Source organism: Chloroflexus sp., from assembly GCF_034434295.1.
In the GTDB taxonomy this organism is placed as follows: Bacteria; Chloroflexota; Chloroflexia; order Chloroflexales; family Chloroflexaceae; genus Chloroflexus.
In genome coordinates, this window is the sequence record NZ_DAOTZQ010000095.1 from 54,087 (window position 1) to 69,908 (window position 15,822).

Sequence of the window (15,822 nt, forward strand, 5' to 3'; positions counted from 1 at the left end):
TTAGTAGACATAAAAATAATCGCTCAGACGGACAGTAAGCGTTGGCCGGTCATGCACTGTTCAAACTCGAAGAGCTGCCCTTCGCGCTGTGCCGTCAATGCTTCGGTGACAAAGTTGCGGAAGGTGTTGAGAAAACGCTCGCGGCTAAACTGTTCGGCGTGGCGACGGAGTACTAGCGGGTCAATCGTATCAGTCCGTGAGAGGGCGACGGCAGCGGCCAAAGCGGCGGCGGTGGGCTGATAGAAAAAGCGACCGGTGACACCCTCGATCAGAGTTTCCAGCGCACCACCGGCTGCGTAGGCAATGACCGGGCGGCCTACAGCCAGCACTTCGAGTGGTGTAATGCCAAAATCTTCTTCGCCGGGGAAGATGAAGGCACGGCAGCGGGCGAACAGATCGAGGCGGGTGGCTTCATCGACCCACCCCAAAAATTCAATGTTCGGGCCGGCCATCCGCTCAAGCCGGGCGCGGTCGCGGCCATCACCGAAGATTTTCAGCGGCAACCGTAAACGATTAAATGCTTCAATCGCCAGTTCTAGCCGTTTGTACGGGATTAACCGGCCACCGGCGAGGTAAAACTCTTCAGGTGGCTGCGGCTCATACGGCGGTAGATCGACCGGGGGCGGAATAACCTTTGCCGGACGGCGATAGTAACGGGCGATTCGTCCGGCAACCTCGTGCGAGTTGGCCACGAACAGATCAACCCGATTAGCGCTCACCGTGTCCCAGATGCGGAGATAATTCAACAGGAATGGCAGCAGGTGGGCCTGGATACCGTTAATCTGTTCACGGGCCACGTAGTCATCGGTGCGCCAGGCGAAGCGCATCGGGGTGTGGCAATAGCAAATGTGCAACGCACCCGGACGCGGAATAATCCCTTTGGCAAAAGCGCTCGAACTGCTGATAATGAGATCGTAGCCGCTCAGATCAAACCGTTCAAAGGCGGTTGGGTAGAGGGCAACGTAACGGCGAAACTGGGTTCGCCAGGCCGGTAGTTGTTGCATGAACGAGGTGCGAATATCCCAGGTTCGATACGCAGCCGGCATGGTGGTTGGATCAAAGATCGAGGTATAGACCGGCGCCGTTGGAAAAAGATCGTGGAGCGCCTCGAGCACGCGCTCGGCGCCACCGTACTGATTGAGATAGTCGTGAACAAGAGCGACCCGCATGGTCAATACCTATCCTACCCGGCCAATTGCCGTTGCCGGATAGGATAGCACAAGTTGGTAGTTATGATGCATTGGGTGTGGATGGTGGACTGAATTGACGGCGCAGGGCCAGACTGATGGCGGTCATCAACGCCATGGCGCCGGTGCAGGCTAGGTATGCAGTAGAGAGATCAAAGGCGTCGGCGATACTGGCCATCAGGGCAACGGCGATCAGGGTACCGATGCTAATCGCGATGTTAATGACGCTCTGGGCTACGCCGCGATCACCGGCGGCAACCTCTTCGAGCACCAGAGTGCGCAGGGTGCCACCGACCACGATGCCCAGGCCGCTCCCCATAATCAGCGTTGCCAGAATAAAGAGCCAGAAGGGGGCGGTGGGCAGGCCAAGCAACCCCGTCCCGATCATCAGTTGACCGTAACCGATCAGCATCGCCATGCGACCGCCGATCCGTGGCAGGAGGCGTCCGGCGATGATCGACGTTACAGACGCCAGAAAGACCAGCGGCAGCAAGAAGAAGCCGGCTTGACTGATTGGTACGCCAAAGTTGACCGCTACCGAGGTGATAAAGATAATGCTGCCCATTGCAATCCCGGAACCGGCAGCCAGCAGGTAGACGATCTGCAACTGGCGATTGGTAAACAGACGCGGTGGCAGCAACGGAACCGGGGCGCGTACCTCACGCCATGCCAGCAGTGGGGTGAGTAGAGCAACCAGCAGGAAGAGCCACGGCCAGAGCGTCAAACCCAGCAAGCGATCAAGAAGCTGGTTAATTCCCAGGGTGATGCTGACCAGAATCAGCACCAGCAATACCAGTCCCGGCCAGTCAAAGGCAGTGGCGGCAGTTGCCCGGTGCACGGCAGTCGCACGGGGTAGCGCACGCCAGCCTAAAAAAATAACCGCAGCCGCGACCGGTAGATTGAGCAGAAAGATCCATTGCCAGGCGGCCACCGCCAGGATGAGCGACGCCAGCACCGGGCCGACCAGGAAGGCCATGCCCGACGTGGCGCCGATCAAACCCAGCGCCTTCGCCCGTTCCGCCGACGGTAACACGTCACCGATTACAGCACTGGCCGTGGGCGTAATTCCACCGGCACAGACACCCTGCAATGCCCGCCCAATCAGCACCATCGTCAGGTCGTGGGAGAGGGCGATGATCAGAGAGCCAAGGGCAAAGCCAAACACATTCAACAGATAGACATTGCGGCGTCCGTAGCGGTCACTCAGACTCGCCATCAACGTCGTGCTACTGAGTGAGCAGAGCGTGAAAATGATGGTGACCAGCACAACCTGGGTATTGTCAATTGCGAATGCTGCGCGCAACGCCGGTACTATCGGCCCGATAATCGCCGAGTCGAGAGCGGACATAAAGACGCCTACAAACAGCACCGTCATAATGGCACGGCGGGTATCAGTTTCAGGCACAGCCACTGAAGCCATGAGACCTCCTTTTGTGCTGGTCAATGCTGTTATGATCTGATCATGCAATTGCCGGTTAAGCGGGCGGCGTCAGGTTACTCGATCACGTGTAATTGAGTTTGCCGACCGTGCAGCCACTCCATGCGACCATCGGTTAACACAGCGTCTTCTTCCAGGGCGATACGTACCGGCTGATCGTCCCACTCAGGCACGATTGCCACATTATTCAGCTCAATCGCGTAAACCGTTTCGTCGTAGAGCGGGTAATCACCGGCACCGGCAACGCCATCTTGCCTGTCCCAGAGGCCAATTGTTGGGCCAGCCGCATGACCGTGAAAGCCGAGGGGATGCGAATAGATCGACGGCTGTAATCCTGCGTTGATAGCCCGCTCACGGGCGGCTGCCAGCACCTGATTACCGGTGCGTCCAACCTGCATTTCGGCCATGACAATATCTTGTACGTGGTTGGCCTGTGCCAGGGCAGCGATCAGGCCGGGCGGGGGTGCGGTTTCACCACGGGCGAGAACGTAAGCGTGCTGTTGCTGATCGGTACACAGACCGAGATGACAAAAACCGACATCGCAATGAAGCAGGTCGCCGGGCCAGATACGATTGCGCGTCGCGGGTGTATTGAACGGCATACCACGCGCCTGGATACTGACCGTAGGCTGAAACCATGCCCGTAAACCGGCCTCGTGCATCGTCTGCCGTAGCCACCAGACGACATCGTCGGTGGTCGTGATACCGGGCGTGATGACGGTACGGGAGAAGGCGGTAGCGATCAACCGATGCCCAAGCGCAACTAGTTCTGCATACACAGCCAGTTCCGCTGGGATACGTCGTTCGAGCCAGCCGATGACCAGTGGCTCCGCGCTGACACAGCGGGCAGCGAGTTGGCCGAGTGCCGCCAGCAAGCGTTCGTACTCGCGGTGGGAAAGGCCATCGGCGAAGGCGAAGGTAGCTGAGGTGTTGATACCGATGCGTTGCGGATCGTACTCACCGACAATCCGGGCCAGACAGTCGTCTTGCGACTCAGTATCAGGGTTCCATACCTGCTGGTAGAGATCGCCGTAGCCGTAGCGATCTAGCGTGAGCCGGTCAACGGCACCATCGGCACGGCGGGCAAAGATCAGGATCGTGCGGCGGCGAGCGTTCATTGCCGGCGCCGGCAACAGGGTCATAATAACCGGGTCTTCATTGTATTCACGGGCAACGACAATCCAGAGGTCAATACCGGTGCGCTCCATCAAGGCGGGCAACAACGTAATGAGACGTTCGGCCAGCCACTGGTTCTGCACATCGGCCTGCCGGCGGAGCGAAGGTTCGATTGGCGTGATTGTCATATGAGTAACAGTCTACACATGAAAGGTAATCGTTTCCTTCCATTATACCGCATGTGATGACAACGCTGTTGTAACTGCCGCTGTCAACGTGGTTAACGTAAACGGCTTCGCCAGAAAAGAGACCAGTCCGCTCGTGCGTAAATGTGGTGGCAATTCCTGTTGCGAAAAACCGCTCATTAAAATGATGCGCAGGGTTGGAAACTGTTTGAGCAGCATGGCTGCCAGTTCATCACCGGTCATGCCCGGCATGGTGAGATCGATCAAGGCCAGGACAATCTGTGATCCGTATTCCTGCATGATCTGGAGGGCTGTATCACTGTTTTCAGCTTCGTGAACGATAAAACCAAGGCGACGAAGCATACGTTGGGCAACCTGTCTGACCTGTGGTTCATCGTCTACCAGCAGTACCATTCGCCCGTCGCCCGGCGTTGTCTCTGGTTGAGAAGTAACAGTCGATGGCGATGGCAAGGGGGGATCATCAGATATATCAGGTACGGTGGCGAGTGGCCAGAAGATGGTAAATGTTGTGCCTTCGTGGAGTGCAGTGTCGAGCTTAAGGGCAGCGCGATGCGCACGGATAATCCCGTTTACGGCAGCCAGGCCAAGACCACGACCGGTAAATTTGGTACTGAAGAAAGGATCGAATATCCGGGTTTTGGTTAATTCATCCATACCGTGGCCGGTGTCCTGCACAATCAATGCCGCATACCGGCCAGGTGGCTGGTTGGCACCGATCTGCATGTTCTGCATATCCGTAGCACTCAACTCGCGGAGTTCGGTTGTAATACTTACGATGCCAGCACCATCAATTGCTTCGGCGCCATTTATCACCAGATTCATCAATACCTGACGTACCTGCGCAATATTGGCTTCAATGGGGAGTGGAGTTGCTGAAGGGCGGAAAATCAACTCAATGCGATGTGGTACCAGGCTACGCAGGATGGTTTGCATTTCATCTACCGCTCGTCGCAAATCGACACCTTGCATGACAGGCTGGTGGCGACCGGTATACGTCAGGAGATGATTGGTCAATTCGGTGGCACGCAGGGCCGCCTGCTCAATCTGCACCAGCAGGTCGTAGAGTGGATGATCGGCGGATACTTCATTCAAGGCGAGCGATACATTGCCCAGTACACTGACCAGCAGATTATTGAAATCATGCGCAACACCGCTGGCCATAACGCCCAGACTTTCAAGCCGTTGGGCTTCACGTAGACGTTGTTCGATCCGTTCCCGTTCCAGTTCGAGCTGTCGCTGTTCGGTCACATCGAGCGAAATACCGGCCACACCGTAGATGTTGCCTTCGTGGTCGAAGAGAGGAAACTTTACCGTTGTAAATGCTGTTAAGCCGTCGGTTGTCCAGCGGTCATCATCACGCTGAATGGGGCGGCGTTCCCGGATCACTTCCTGATCGAAAGCGCGATAATAGGCTGCCAGGGCGGGAGCGAAGAGTTCATCGTCGGATTTGCCGATCATCTCTTCTGGCCGATAGCCAGAGAAACTGGCTAAACGCTCATTGACCATCAGGTAGCGCCCTGCGGCGTCTTTGACAAAGATGAGGGCTGGTATCTGATCGATGATGTCTTGCAAGAGGCGGCGTCCGGTTTCGATGGTAGCTTCTGCGACGCGTTGGGCAGAAACGTCTTCAATCAGGCGAACCAGAAACGTAATCTTGCCATTCTCATCCCGTACCGCCAGGCAGGTCATGTGGGCGTACACAATGTGGCCATCTTTGTGGAAGTAGCGTTTCTCTATCGTGTAGCTGTCAAGTTCGCCGTTGAGTAGTTTGATCCACAGTTCCAGATCACGTTCACGGTCGTCAGGGTGGGTGCGGTGTAAGATCATCTCACCGATCAATTCATCTCGGTCAACCCCTAGAATAGCAGTAATCGCACGGTTGCAATCGAGAATACGCCCACTCTCTTCGATAACGACGATACCCAGACTCAACTGATCAAACAGAGTTGTGAAGCGACGTTCACGATCACGAAGGGCGATGGCGAGGCGATGCTCTTCCTCACGCACCCGTACCCAATCGGTGACATCGCGATTGATCTCGCCAATCAGTATCAGGCGATTAGCAACATCGTAGACCGGAAAGTAGGTTGTTTCAGACCAAAACTGTTGATCAACAACCCGACCCTCAAGTCTGGCTTCGGCGGTGTTGTATGGCGTTGGTGGCATAGTGGTAATCTGTCCCCGTCGTGCTGATTCAAATGCGGCGACGAAGCCGTGCTTTTGCGCGGCTGGATCGTTGTAGATGTTGTAAACACCGACAACCTGATCGATGGGTGTGGCAACCAGTTGCGCGTTGGCCTGATTCATCGCTACTGCCAGTCCGTCGAGCGAAAAGAGCACCATGGGGATCGGTAGCTGGTGAAAAAGCGTATCGAATGGCAACTGGTTTTTGGCCAGATTGGCGGCAATCTGTGCTCTCAAAATCGAGAGTTGCTGGCGTAAGAGAGCATTTTCGCGTTCGAGAGATCGCAATCGCTCGTGTATGTCCATGTTCGTCTCCTTCAGAGCATTGCGTTGTTACCCAACCGCTTATCTGGCCGGATTGGTAGCTACCTTTACTGCTCGATAATCATTGATATGGCGGCAGGAGGCAATACGTGCAGGTATTGCCTCTACTGCCGTGTACTGTTTTGCACCTGGTCAACGACCGCTGAAATTGGGGGCGCGTTTCTCGATAAATGCCTGCATCCCCTCTTTTTGGTCGGCACTGGCAAACAGAAGATAGAAATTGCGCAGCTCGATAGCTAACCCCTCGCGCACGGTGGTTTCGGCGGCCATACGAACCGCCTCTTTCGCCAACTGTACGGCCAGTGGTGATTTGGCGGCGATGGTTTGCGCGATCCGACGGGCTTCATCGAGCAGGCTTTCAGGTGGGCAGACCCGGCACACCAGGCCGTGGGCGAGGGCTTCCTGTGCGCTGATGGTTGCGCCGGTCAGGATCAATTCCATTGCCCGATATGGACCAAGGGCGCGGGTCAGCCGTTGGGTGCCACCGGCACCGGGAATGATGCCCAGGTTGATTTCCGGTTGTCCGAATTGCGCGTTTTCACTGGCGATGATAATGTCGCACATCATTGCTAATTCGCAACCACCACCGAGTGCATACCCATTCACGGCAGCGATCACCGGTTTGCGCACGGCGGCAATGCGTGCCCAGCGCGCAATCATGCCACTGGTAAGCATATCGATAGGCGTTGCATTGGCCATCGCTTTGATGTCAGCGCCGGCAGCAAATGCCCGGCCAGCGCCGGTGATAATGATCACGCGGATTGAGTCATCGGCATCGCAGGCTTCTAAATGGCGGATGAGGTCATCAATTAAGGCCGGACTGAGTGCATTGAGTGCCTGTGGCCGATTGAGGGTGAGGATGGCGATGGGACCTTCAATTGTGCTGAGAACCAGAGACTCTTCACTCATACGTTGATCTCCTTGTACATTGACAACAGGACTGTCGTTTGCCGACAATAATACCCTGTAATAGATGCACGTGTGCAGAATTGGATAGCTTTTGCGAAAGGCTGCTCTCGATTGTACCACGCCCGTTGCACGAAGTAACCGCTCTATGGTACATTGAAGCCAGGAAAAGCCGGGTTGCTCGCGCCACCAAGAGGAGACGCGCCTTGACCCCAGTAGAAGACCCTAACCTGCCCGGTCGGATTACGCCGGCAATTGAAGATTATCTGAAAGCTATCTACCTGCTCCAGCAGCAGGTTGGTGCGGTGACGACGACCTTGCTCGGTGAGCAGCGTGGTTCGCGACCCGCATCGGTCACCGGTATGATTAAAAAGCTGGCCGAGATGAATCTGGTGCAGCATACTCCGTACCAGGGCGTGATCCTGACGCCAGCCGGTGAGCGGATCGCGCTTGAAGTGATTCGGCATCATCGCCTGCTCGAACTCTATCTCGTTGAGGCTCTTGGCTATAGTTGGGACGAGGTTCACGAAGAAGCTGAGCGGCTTGAGCATCATATCAGCGAGAAACTCGAAGCCCGAATCGCGGAGCGGTTGGGGTTTCCCGATTTTGATCCGCATGGCGATCCAATCCCAGGCATTGATGGTGTCTTGCCGACCACACATGCGATTCGCCTGGCCGATCTGCCGCTCAATCAGGTGGCCCGGATCGTGCGGGTGCGTGATCAGGCGGCTGAACGGTTACGATACCTGGCCGACCTTGGGCTGGTGCCTGGAGCACGGGTCATGGTGGTGGCGAGTGCGCCCTTCGATGGCCCACTGACGGTGCAGATAGGGACACATGAGCCAACACCACTCGACCGTCGGTTAGCGCGCACGATTGAGGTTGAGGTGGAGTCAGAGGCTGCGTAACGTGGTCAAGGGGGAGTATTCTTCTCTGTTGTGTTTCTGAAGGTTCACCACCGAGGCACGGAGGGCACAGAGGGGTGTGTGGCGATGACTTACTCTCCCCTCTCCGTTGTGCTTCCGGTGGCAGGGTGGTTAGGTTTACCACAGCGGCACAGAGAGCAGAGAGGGGCATCTCTGTAAGACGTGGAAGACAGGTTTGAGCGCAGGGTTGGGTAGCAGCGAAAGTCTCGCTCTGCCCCTGTCTCGTAGCCGGCGAGTTACTTGCCGGTTGAGGTGGGGTGGAAGCCGAGTTGCCGGCTACACGCCGCTGCTGCTTCGCGCACCCGTGGCCCCAGTTCTTCGGCTCTTGCGCGGTTGAGGCGGGTGGATGGGCCTGACAGGCTGATCGCGCCAACGACCTGTCCGCGCGGGTCGAAGATTGGCGCGGCAACGCAGCATACCCCCTCTTCGCGCTCTTCATCATCGAGGGCAAACCCTCGTTCGCGGGCAGTCATAAGTTCAGCGCGGAGACGTTCGGGGTCGGTAATCGTTCTGTCTGTCCAGCGCTCGAAGCGGCCACTGGCAAGGTACTGTTCGAGTTCGGCAATTGGTAGCGCAGACAGAATGGCTTTGCCGCCGCCGGTGCAGTAGAGTGGTGCCCGTTGCCCGATTTCGGTGAACATCCGTACCATATGCGGGCTGGGAATCTGTTCCTGGTAAACGGCAAGATCACCCTGGCGAACGATTAGATTGCTGGTCTCACCGGTCTCGGCGGTCAGTTTTACTAGCTCGGCGCGGGCAATGCGAATCAGGTCAAAACGACGACTGCGGGCAGCGCGAGCTGCGACTTCCAACAGCCGTGGTCCTGGCCCGTAGCGACGGGTGTTTGCCTCTTGCGTAACATAGCCACGTGCAGCTAAACTAGAGAGCAGGCGATGGACAGTTGCGAGCGGCAGGTCGAGTTGCTCGCTTAATTCAGAAACACTCAAGTCGTCGTCGGCGAAGGCTAATGCTTCCAGTACATCGAAGGCGCGATCCAGTGACTGTACCATATGTTTTTCACCATTCAAAACCTCATTCCAACATAGTGTAATGGAAAGTCGTCTTTTTTGCCAACTGGGACAGCAAAACTTACATTTGTGGTGCGCAACATATGAACACTATGCTTGAGACCTTCTCTTCCGATGATCTTGGCTCAACGGCAACCCGTAAAGCTCGTTTGCAGAGTGTTCCTTTACCCGGCCCGCACAACGCACTCTGGTATTTTCCACAACTGGCCGGTGGTTATTTGCGTATTATGCGCAATGCCGCTCTGATTCAACTGGCGCGGTACACGCCATTTATCGCGGTAAAAAATATGATCTACCGCTGGTTAGGGGTGAATGTTGCTCCACGTGCCAGCATTGGGCTGATGGTGATGTTCGATATTTTCTTCCCCGAAGATATTACCCTGGGGGAGAACTGCGTCATCGGCTATAATACAACTATACTCTGCCACGAGGTAACCCGTCGGGAATGGAAGCGCGGTCCGGTCGTGATTGGCCCCGATGTGACTATTGGGGCGAACTGTACCATTTTACCCGGTGTGGTGATAGGGGCTGGGGCAACTGTCTCGGCGATGAGCCTGGTGAACCGTGATGTGCCGCCAGGAGCATTTGTGGGTGGAGTGCCGATTCGGCGTCTCGACCGCTAACGGGGCGACCAAAGGGTTTTCGTTGCAATGCACAATAATCGCTAGCGAGGTTGTTATGCGTCAGGTTCGTCAACTTATTGATTGGGTATACGCTCTGATAACCGGCCATCCTCTGCTCTTTTGGGTGTGTATGCTGATAAATCTGTTTGGGGTGGTCTGGGGTGGTATCGTCTGGTATGGGCCGATGCTGGCTTCTTCGCCGGCCTGGGCATGGATTTTTATTCCCGATTGTCCGGCAGCGGCACTCTACGCAACGATTGCGTTTATTTTGCTCCGCTATGGGCGGCCGGTTCCCTGGTTTACTGCATTCGCTGCGTTTGCCTGTATCAAATACGGTTTGTGGACGCTGGCCTTCTGGACGCGGCATTGGCTTGGGGCGGGTGCGGTTGAGCCGCTGGAATTGATGCTGTTTGTGTCACATATCGGTTTGACCTGTGAAGGTGTGTTGCTGGCGACACGGATCGGCCCGCTCGGTATGACGGCACGGGCAGCGGTGGCAGCCTTTTTCAGTCTGTCGATCCTGGTGGATTACGGGCTTGGTTTCCATCCACCGTTGACCTGGGTGGTAACGCCAACTTTTGCGATGTGGACGGCGGTGATTCTGACCAGTGTTTTAGGGTTCTGGCTGACACGGCCCTCGCTGGTGGTGGCTCAACGTGCTGAAGCGTTGGGGTTGCAGGTGCCGCGTGAATGATGCAGATTGGATAGCTGGTATTGTTAGGACGCCCTCACCCCCGGTCCTGCGACCGTGCGGCAGGCGAGGAGGGAATAAAGGGATGGGCTGGCGATGCGTTGAACGCCCTCACCCCTGGCCCCTCTCCCGCGCAGCGGGAGAGGGGAAAGTAGAACCTATGTCAAGAAACGTCTCCTGGTAGTTAGCTCCTTCTTTCCTGACCGACTCTCTGATTGTACTGATCCCATTCAGTATCTCCGTGACCAGCCGGGTCAACGGCGTGCCACGCGCCGGATTGTGAGCACGGCTGCTGCGGCAGCTTGGTTGACGCACGCCAAACGTCGCGACACGTGCGTAATGAGCGGGTAAGGCACCCAATTCAGAGCGTGATGGCACTGGTGCGGTGCATTGCTCACGTGTGACGCTGAGACAAAGATGTCGGATCGCGTGCCACAGCTTGAACCTGTTTCAAAAAGCATCTCCTCATGTAATCTCATGCACTCCTGACAGACTCTATGATCGTGACCAGCACATACAGCATCCTCGTAACCAGCCGGGTCAACGGCGTGCCACGCGCCGGATTGTGAGCACGGCCGCTGCGGCAGGTTGGCTGCCACTCTCCAAACGTCGCGACACGCGCATATCGAGCGGGTAAGGTAACCAATCCAGTGCGTGATGGCATTGGCGCTGATCGTCAGTCCTCCTTGCTATTGCGCCGGCGTGCCGGAAGCAAGATGTACTTTCGTTGGTGATTGGCAAGCGTTTATACGCCTGGGCGATGGTCGGGCAGTACGACCGCCCAGCTTTTAAGTTCTTGTGCAACGCTGCTGTGCCCGGTTGTGGTGTCGGGGTGATGGTGGGGTGGTGGGTTTCGCCGCTACCAGATTTTCGGTGTCTGCCCGACGACGGTCGCCTGATCAGTGGTCATTTCCAAGGGTTGACAACGCGTTGGGTGCTTAGCGCTCGCTCACACCCGACGACGGTCGCCTGATCAGTGATCACTTCCACTTTTTTGAGTCAGCAGGATGGCACGCAGTTCGTGGCGGCGTAATTTGCCGGCAGCCGTGCGTGGCAGTTCGTTCAGAAATACGATGGTGCGCGGTACTTTGTAGCCGGCCAGGCGACTACGGCAGTAGGCGATGAGTTCGTCGGCAGTGGTGGGCTGTTGGGCGACGATGGCAGCCACCGGGCGCTGGCCCCATTCGGGGTCGGGTAAGCCGACCACTCCCGCTTCGGCGATTGCCGGATGGCTGAGGAGAATGGCTTCGATTTCGGCAGGGTAGATGTTTTCGCCGCCAGCGATGATCAGGTCGCTGCGCCGGTCTACGACGTAGAGGTATCCTTCCTGGTCGAGGTAGCCCAAATCGCCGGTGTGAAACCAGTCGGTGGGGGATCGAGGCGGTAAGCCGAGGTATCCCGGCGAGATAGTTGGGCCGCGCAGGCAGATTTCGCCGACTTCGCCGGGCGCTGCCGGTTGACCGGATGGGGTGACGATGGATAGTTCGACCGGTAGCAATGGTTTGCCGGCTGAGCCGAGTCGGATTAGCGCCTCGGTGGGGGAGAGGGTTGCTGCCTGTGATGCCGCTTCGCTCATGCCGTAGGTTTGGGTTACCGGAATGCCACGGGCGGCACATTGTTCGAGGAGTGCCTGTGGTGCCGGTCCACCACCGAGCAGGACGCAGCGCAGGTGGGGTGGGAAGGGGTTGGGATCGGTGGCGAGCAACCGTTGTAGCATGACGGCAACGAGTGAGACAATGGTGATGCGCTGTGCATCCAGATCGTGCCGTACCAGTGCCGGATCGAAGCGTTCGTGGAGTATCACCGGTATGCCGTAAATAGCACCGCGCAGCAGGATGCTCAGGCCGCCTACGTGGAATAGTGGGAGTACCGCCAGCCAGCGATCATCTTCGTGCAGGCCGAGGTTGAGCATGGAACCGATGGCGTTCCACCAGTGGTTGCCGGCGGTCAGAATTGCACCTTTCGGGCGGCCGGTGGTGCCGGAGGTGTAGATGATGGTGTGCGTTGCGTCCAGGTCAATTGGAGGTGCCGGTGCCGGCGGTGCTGTCGTTGCGGCAGTGAGTTCTTCGAGCACGATTAGGGGACGGTTAGCCGCCGCTTCGCGAGCCACCGGGAGCAGGTCGCGTTCGATGATCAACAATGCCGGGTCGCTGTCCTGGATTTGGAACGCTAGCTCGGCTGCTGTGAGGCGGGTATTGAGTGGCACCAGGGTGATGGCTGAGCGTGGTGCGGCGTGGACAACGGCGACAAAGCCGGGGCGATTACGCGACAGTAACGCGACTCGTGCGCCGGGTGTAACCAGTTGGCGCAGGTGGGAGGCAACTGCACCGACCCAGCGATCAAGTTCGGCAAAGGTGTGTGTTGTGCCGGCGTAGATCAGTGCCGGACGGTGCGGGTGCAACGCTGCTCTGCGAGCCAGCCAGTCAGGTATGAGCATGTGTCAAACAGTCGTCCAATAGCGAGCAGAACACCGAAGATGAGCTGTTAGCGGTCAGCGTCGACCAGGGTGTGAGTAGCTGTAACACTACCCGGCGATGGAGCCTGGCAAACGTGTAGATACTCTCGCCAGTTGGCAGTGCCGGACGGTGTGGATGCGTGGCCTGGGGCGCCGGTCGGTCTGGTGTCTGGATCAGCCAAATAACAACCCAATTGCGAAGAGCACGCCGAACGCCAGATGTAATCGGCCAGTGCCGACCAGGGCTTTGTTGAGTGCTCGACCACGTTCGCGGTTGACGAAGTCGATCAGGTTGAGTGCCATTGGTGCGGTTAGCCAGGCCAGCAGGGTGAATGGTGAGGCTCCGCCCCACATCCAGGCCAGGGGCAGTGACACGAATGCTCCGATGACCAGGATGGCAAATTCGCTGCGGGCGAACCGTTCGCCGAAGATGACGGCCAGGGTACGTTTGCCGGCTTTGCGGTCGGTGGGTGCGTCGCGCAGATTGTTGACGACGAGGATCGCGGTGACCAGCATGGCTATCGGTAACGCTGCCCATAGGGCAATCCAGCGGAACTGGCCGGTGTGGGCGAAGTCGGTGCCGATAACGGCTACCAATCCGAAGAAGACGAAGGTAAACAGGTCGCCGAGGCCGTGGTAGCCGAGCGGGAAGGGGCCGGCGGTGTAGAGGATGCCGGCGGCAATGGAGAGTAATCCGATGACCAGGATTGGCCAGCCGGCAACGATGATCAGGTAGATGCCGGCCAGGGCCGCCAGTCCAAAGCTCACCAGGGCCGCAGTGAGTACCGTGCGTGCCGGGAGCAGGCCACTTTGGGTTACCCGTACCGGGCCGAGGCGCTCGCTGGTGTCGGCGCCTTTTTGGGCATCGAAGTAGTCGTTGGCGAGATTGGTGCCGATTTGAATGAAGAGTGCACCGAGTAGCGCCGCTAGCATTACCAGTGGTTGAAATGCGTCACTGCTGTAGGCCAGGGCTGAGCCGACCAATACCGGTACGACGGCTGCCGGGAGTGTTGCCGGGCGGCTCGCCATTAGCCAGATTTTGAGCTGTGATGGTGGTACTGATGTTGCTTTGGTTGTCATAGTGTGCTCTTTCTGTCACGTGAGTGGTGGCACTCACTTCATCCCTCGGCCCCCCCTCCCAACCTCCCCGCCGCTGGGGGGAGGAGTTATCAATTTTTTTTCGGTCTCCCCCCGCTGGGGGGAGGAGGTGTCAACTTTTTCCGGTCTCCCCCGCTGGGGGGAGGAGTTATCAATTTTTTCGGTCTCCCCCGCTGGTGGGAGGAGGGGGTGGGGGTGTGCCATGCCTGTCGGTGTGTCGCATCTACGGGTAGCGACGGAAGCGGCGGAAGTTGGGCTTGCGCTTTTCGAGGAAGGCTTGTTTGCCCTCCTGTGCCTCTTCGGTCAGGTAGTAGAGCAGGGTTGCATCACCGGCCAGTTGCTGGAGTCCGGCGTAGCCGTCGGCGGCAGCGTTGATGCTGGCTTTGAGCATGCGGATGGCCAGCGGACTCTTTTCGAGGATTTCGCGTGCCCATTGCACACCCTCGTCTTCGAGGCGTTCGAGGGGTACTACGGCGTTGACCAGCCCCATTTCGAGCGCCTGCTGTGCGTTGTATTGGCGGCAGAGGTACCAGATTTCACGCGCCTTCTTGTCGCCGACCATGCGGGCCAGTAGGTTTGAACCGTAGCCGCCGTCAAAGCTTCCCACTTTTGGCCCGGTCTGGCCAAAGATAGCATTATCGGCAGCGATGGTCAGGTCGCAGACGACATGCAAAACGTGTCCGCCGCCGATGGCGTAGCCGGCAACCAGGGCGATGACCGGTTTGGGAATGATGCGAATCAGGCGCTGGAGGTCGAGCACGTTCAGGCGTGGAATTTGGTCTTTGCCGACGTATCCGCCAATACTGCGCACGCTCTGATCGCCGCCGGAGCAGAATGCTTTGTCGCCGGCACCGGTGAACAGGATCACACCGATCCGTTCGTCGTCGCGGGCACGCGAAAAAGCATCAATCAGCTCGTTGACGGTTTCTGGACGAAATGCGTTGCGCTTTTCAGGACGGTTGATGGTAATTTTGGCAATGCCTTCACCGGCAGCATCGTGTTCGTAGATGATGTCGGTGTAATCGCGCACTTTGACCCACTCAATTGGCATAGGTTTCCTCGCAATAGTACGTATCGTTCCTTTTAATAATGTACCATAATCACAAGTGTCGGTGAATTGGCGATGGATTGCAGGCCCTCACCCCCGGCCCCTCTCCCGTACTGATGCCTTCCTGTTACTGGAGCAACATACCGGAACGGGAACGCGCTGTGACCGGTGCCTGGTGGTAGCGTGTGCTGTCGCTGTGCCTCTGTGTGCTCTGCGTCTCGGTGGTGTAAGGCAAACGTGATGAGAGCGCTGGGTGGGGTACGCGGATACTCGCGGATGGGGCGGATGGTCGCGGATCATAACATCTGTGTGCGACGCAGAACCCGTGAGTAACAAAAAGTTCTGGCAGGTATTGTCGATGCCTATGTGGAGAATGCCACTTGTTCGTTTACTACCGTTGGGTTATGCTATTTGCCACATGATCATGCTGCGGTTGATTGTCTGCGCCAGGGTTGAGGCAGAGATGGGGCAAGCCGGCGATAGCAATTGGGCAGTCTTTTTGGGAAATTTCTGCGTCTGAACAGTCCCCTGCCCCTGGCATTGTCTCTCCACTTCACTCCTGCTGATGGAAACTGCCAGCCCGACATGGGCA

The 15,822-nt window shown here is 57.4% G+C and carries 13 protein-coding genes; 3 read left to right on the forward strand and 10 right to left on the reverse strand.

The window, feature by feature from the left end; translation table 11 throughout:
- Positions 1-23 precede the first annotated feature (23 nt).
- From VAE57_RS13705 to VAE57_RS13725, 5 genes are all read right to left on the reverse strand, one after another.
- The gene (locus VAE57_RS13705) at positions 24-1,169 is read right to left on the reverse strand and encodes a glycosyltransferase (RefSeq protein ID WP_322822433.1); all 1,146 of its coding nucleotides are present in this window, start codon (positions 1,167-1,169) and stop codon (positions 24-26) included.
- A 61-nt stretch (positions 1,170-1,230) separates the two neighbouring features.
- Positions 1,231-2,607, reverse strand: coding sequence for an MFS transporter (locus tag VAE57_RS13710; protein ID WP_322822434.1), 1,377 nt, complete (start codon positions 2,605-2,607; stop codon positions 1,231-1,233).
- A 74-nt stretch (positions 2,608-2,681) separates the two neighbouring features.
- Positions 2,682-3,929, reverse strand: a complete 1,248-nt coding sequence (locus VAE57_RS13715; protein ID WP_322822435.1) for a M24 family metallopeptidase — start codon at positions 3,927-3,929, stop codon at positions 2,682-2,684.
- Between the two features lie 42 nt (positions 3,930-3,971).
- On the reverse strand, positions 3,972-6,437 hold the full coding sequence (locus VAE57_RS13720) for a PAS domain S-box protein (protein WP_322822436.1): 2,466 nt from the start codon (positions 6,435-6,437) through the stop codon (positions 3,972-3,974).
- 150 nt (positions 6,438-6,587) lie between these two features.
- Complete coding sequence (locus tag VAE57_RS13725; RefSeq protein ID WP_322822437.1) at positions 6,588-7,364, reverse strand: enoyl-CoA hydratase-related protein; 777 nt, start codon at positions 7,362-7,364, stop codon at positions 6,588-6,590.
- 203 nt (positions 7,365-7,567) lie between these two features.
- On the opposite strand from VAE57_RS13725, the gene VAE57_RS13730 reads away from it, so the two are divergent.
- Complete coding sequence (locus tag VAE57_RS13730; protein WP_322822438.1) at positions 7,568-8,269, forward strand: metal-dependent transcriptional regulator; 702 nt, start codon at positions 7,568-7,570, stop codon at positions 8,267-8,269.
- A gap of 254 nt (positions 8,270-8,523) precedes the next feature.
- Here VAE57_RS13730 and VAE57_RS13735 read toward each other — a convergent pair whose 3' ends face one another.
- The gene (locus tag VAE57_RS13735; RefSeq protein WP_322822439.1) at positions 8,524-9,297 is read right to left on the reverse strand and encodes an IclR family transcriptional regulator; all 774 of its coding nucleotides are present in this window, start codon (positions 9,295-9,297) and stop codon (positions 8,524-8,526) included.
- Positions 9,298-9,407: 110 nt separating this feature from the next.
- On the opposite strand from VAE57_RS13735, the gene VAE57_RS13740 reads away from it, so the two are divergent.
- Both VAE57_RS13740 and VAE57_RS13745 read left to right on the forward strand, forming a co-directional pair.
- Positions 9,408-9,938, forward strand: a complete 531-nt coding sequence (locus tag VAE57_RS13740; protein WP_416208459.1) for an acyltransferase — start codon at positions 9,408-9,410, stop codon at positions 9,936-9,938.
- Between the two features lie 55 nt (positions 9,939-9,993).
- A complete protein-coding gene (locus VAE57_RS13745; protein WP_322822441.1) occupies positions 9,994-10,632 on the forward strand; it encodes a DUF1405 domain-containing protein in 639 nt (212 codons plus the stop codon).
- Between the two features lie 970 nt (positions 10,633-11,602).
- Here the strand turns inward: VAE57_RS13745 and VAE57_RS13750 are convergent.
- The 4 genes from VAE57_RS13750 to VAE57_RS13765 all read right to left on the reverse strand — a co-directional run.
- Complete coding sequence (locus VAE57_RS13750) at positions 11,603-13,066, reverse strand: o-succinylbenzoate--CoA ligase (RefSeq protein WP_322822442.1); 1,464 nt, start codon at positions 13,064-13,066, stop codon at positions 11,603-11,605.
- Between the two features lie 192 nt (positions 13,067-13,258).
- The gene (locus VAE57_RS13755; protein WP_322822443.1) at positions 13,259-14,164 is read right to left on the reverse strand and encodes a 1,4-dihydroxy-2-naphthoate polyprenyltransferase; all 906 of its coding nucleotides are present in this window, start codon (positions 14,162-14,164) and stop codon (positions 13,259-13,261) included.
- Positions 14,165-14,405: 241 nt separating this feature from the next.
- On the reverse strand, positions 14,406-15,233 hold the full coding sequence (gene menB / locus VAE57_RS13760) for a 1,4-dihydroxy-2-naphthoyl-CoA synthase (RefSeq protein WP_322822444.1): 828 nt from the start codon (positions 15,231-15,233) through the stop codon (positions 14,406-14,408).
- 399 nt (positions 15,234-15,632) lie between these two features.
- On the reverse strand, positions 15,633-15,822 hold a 190-nt coding region (locus VAE57_RS13765), incomplete at its 5' end, for a hypothetical protein (protein ID WP_322822445.1).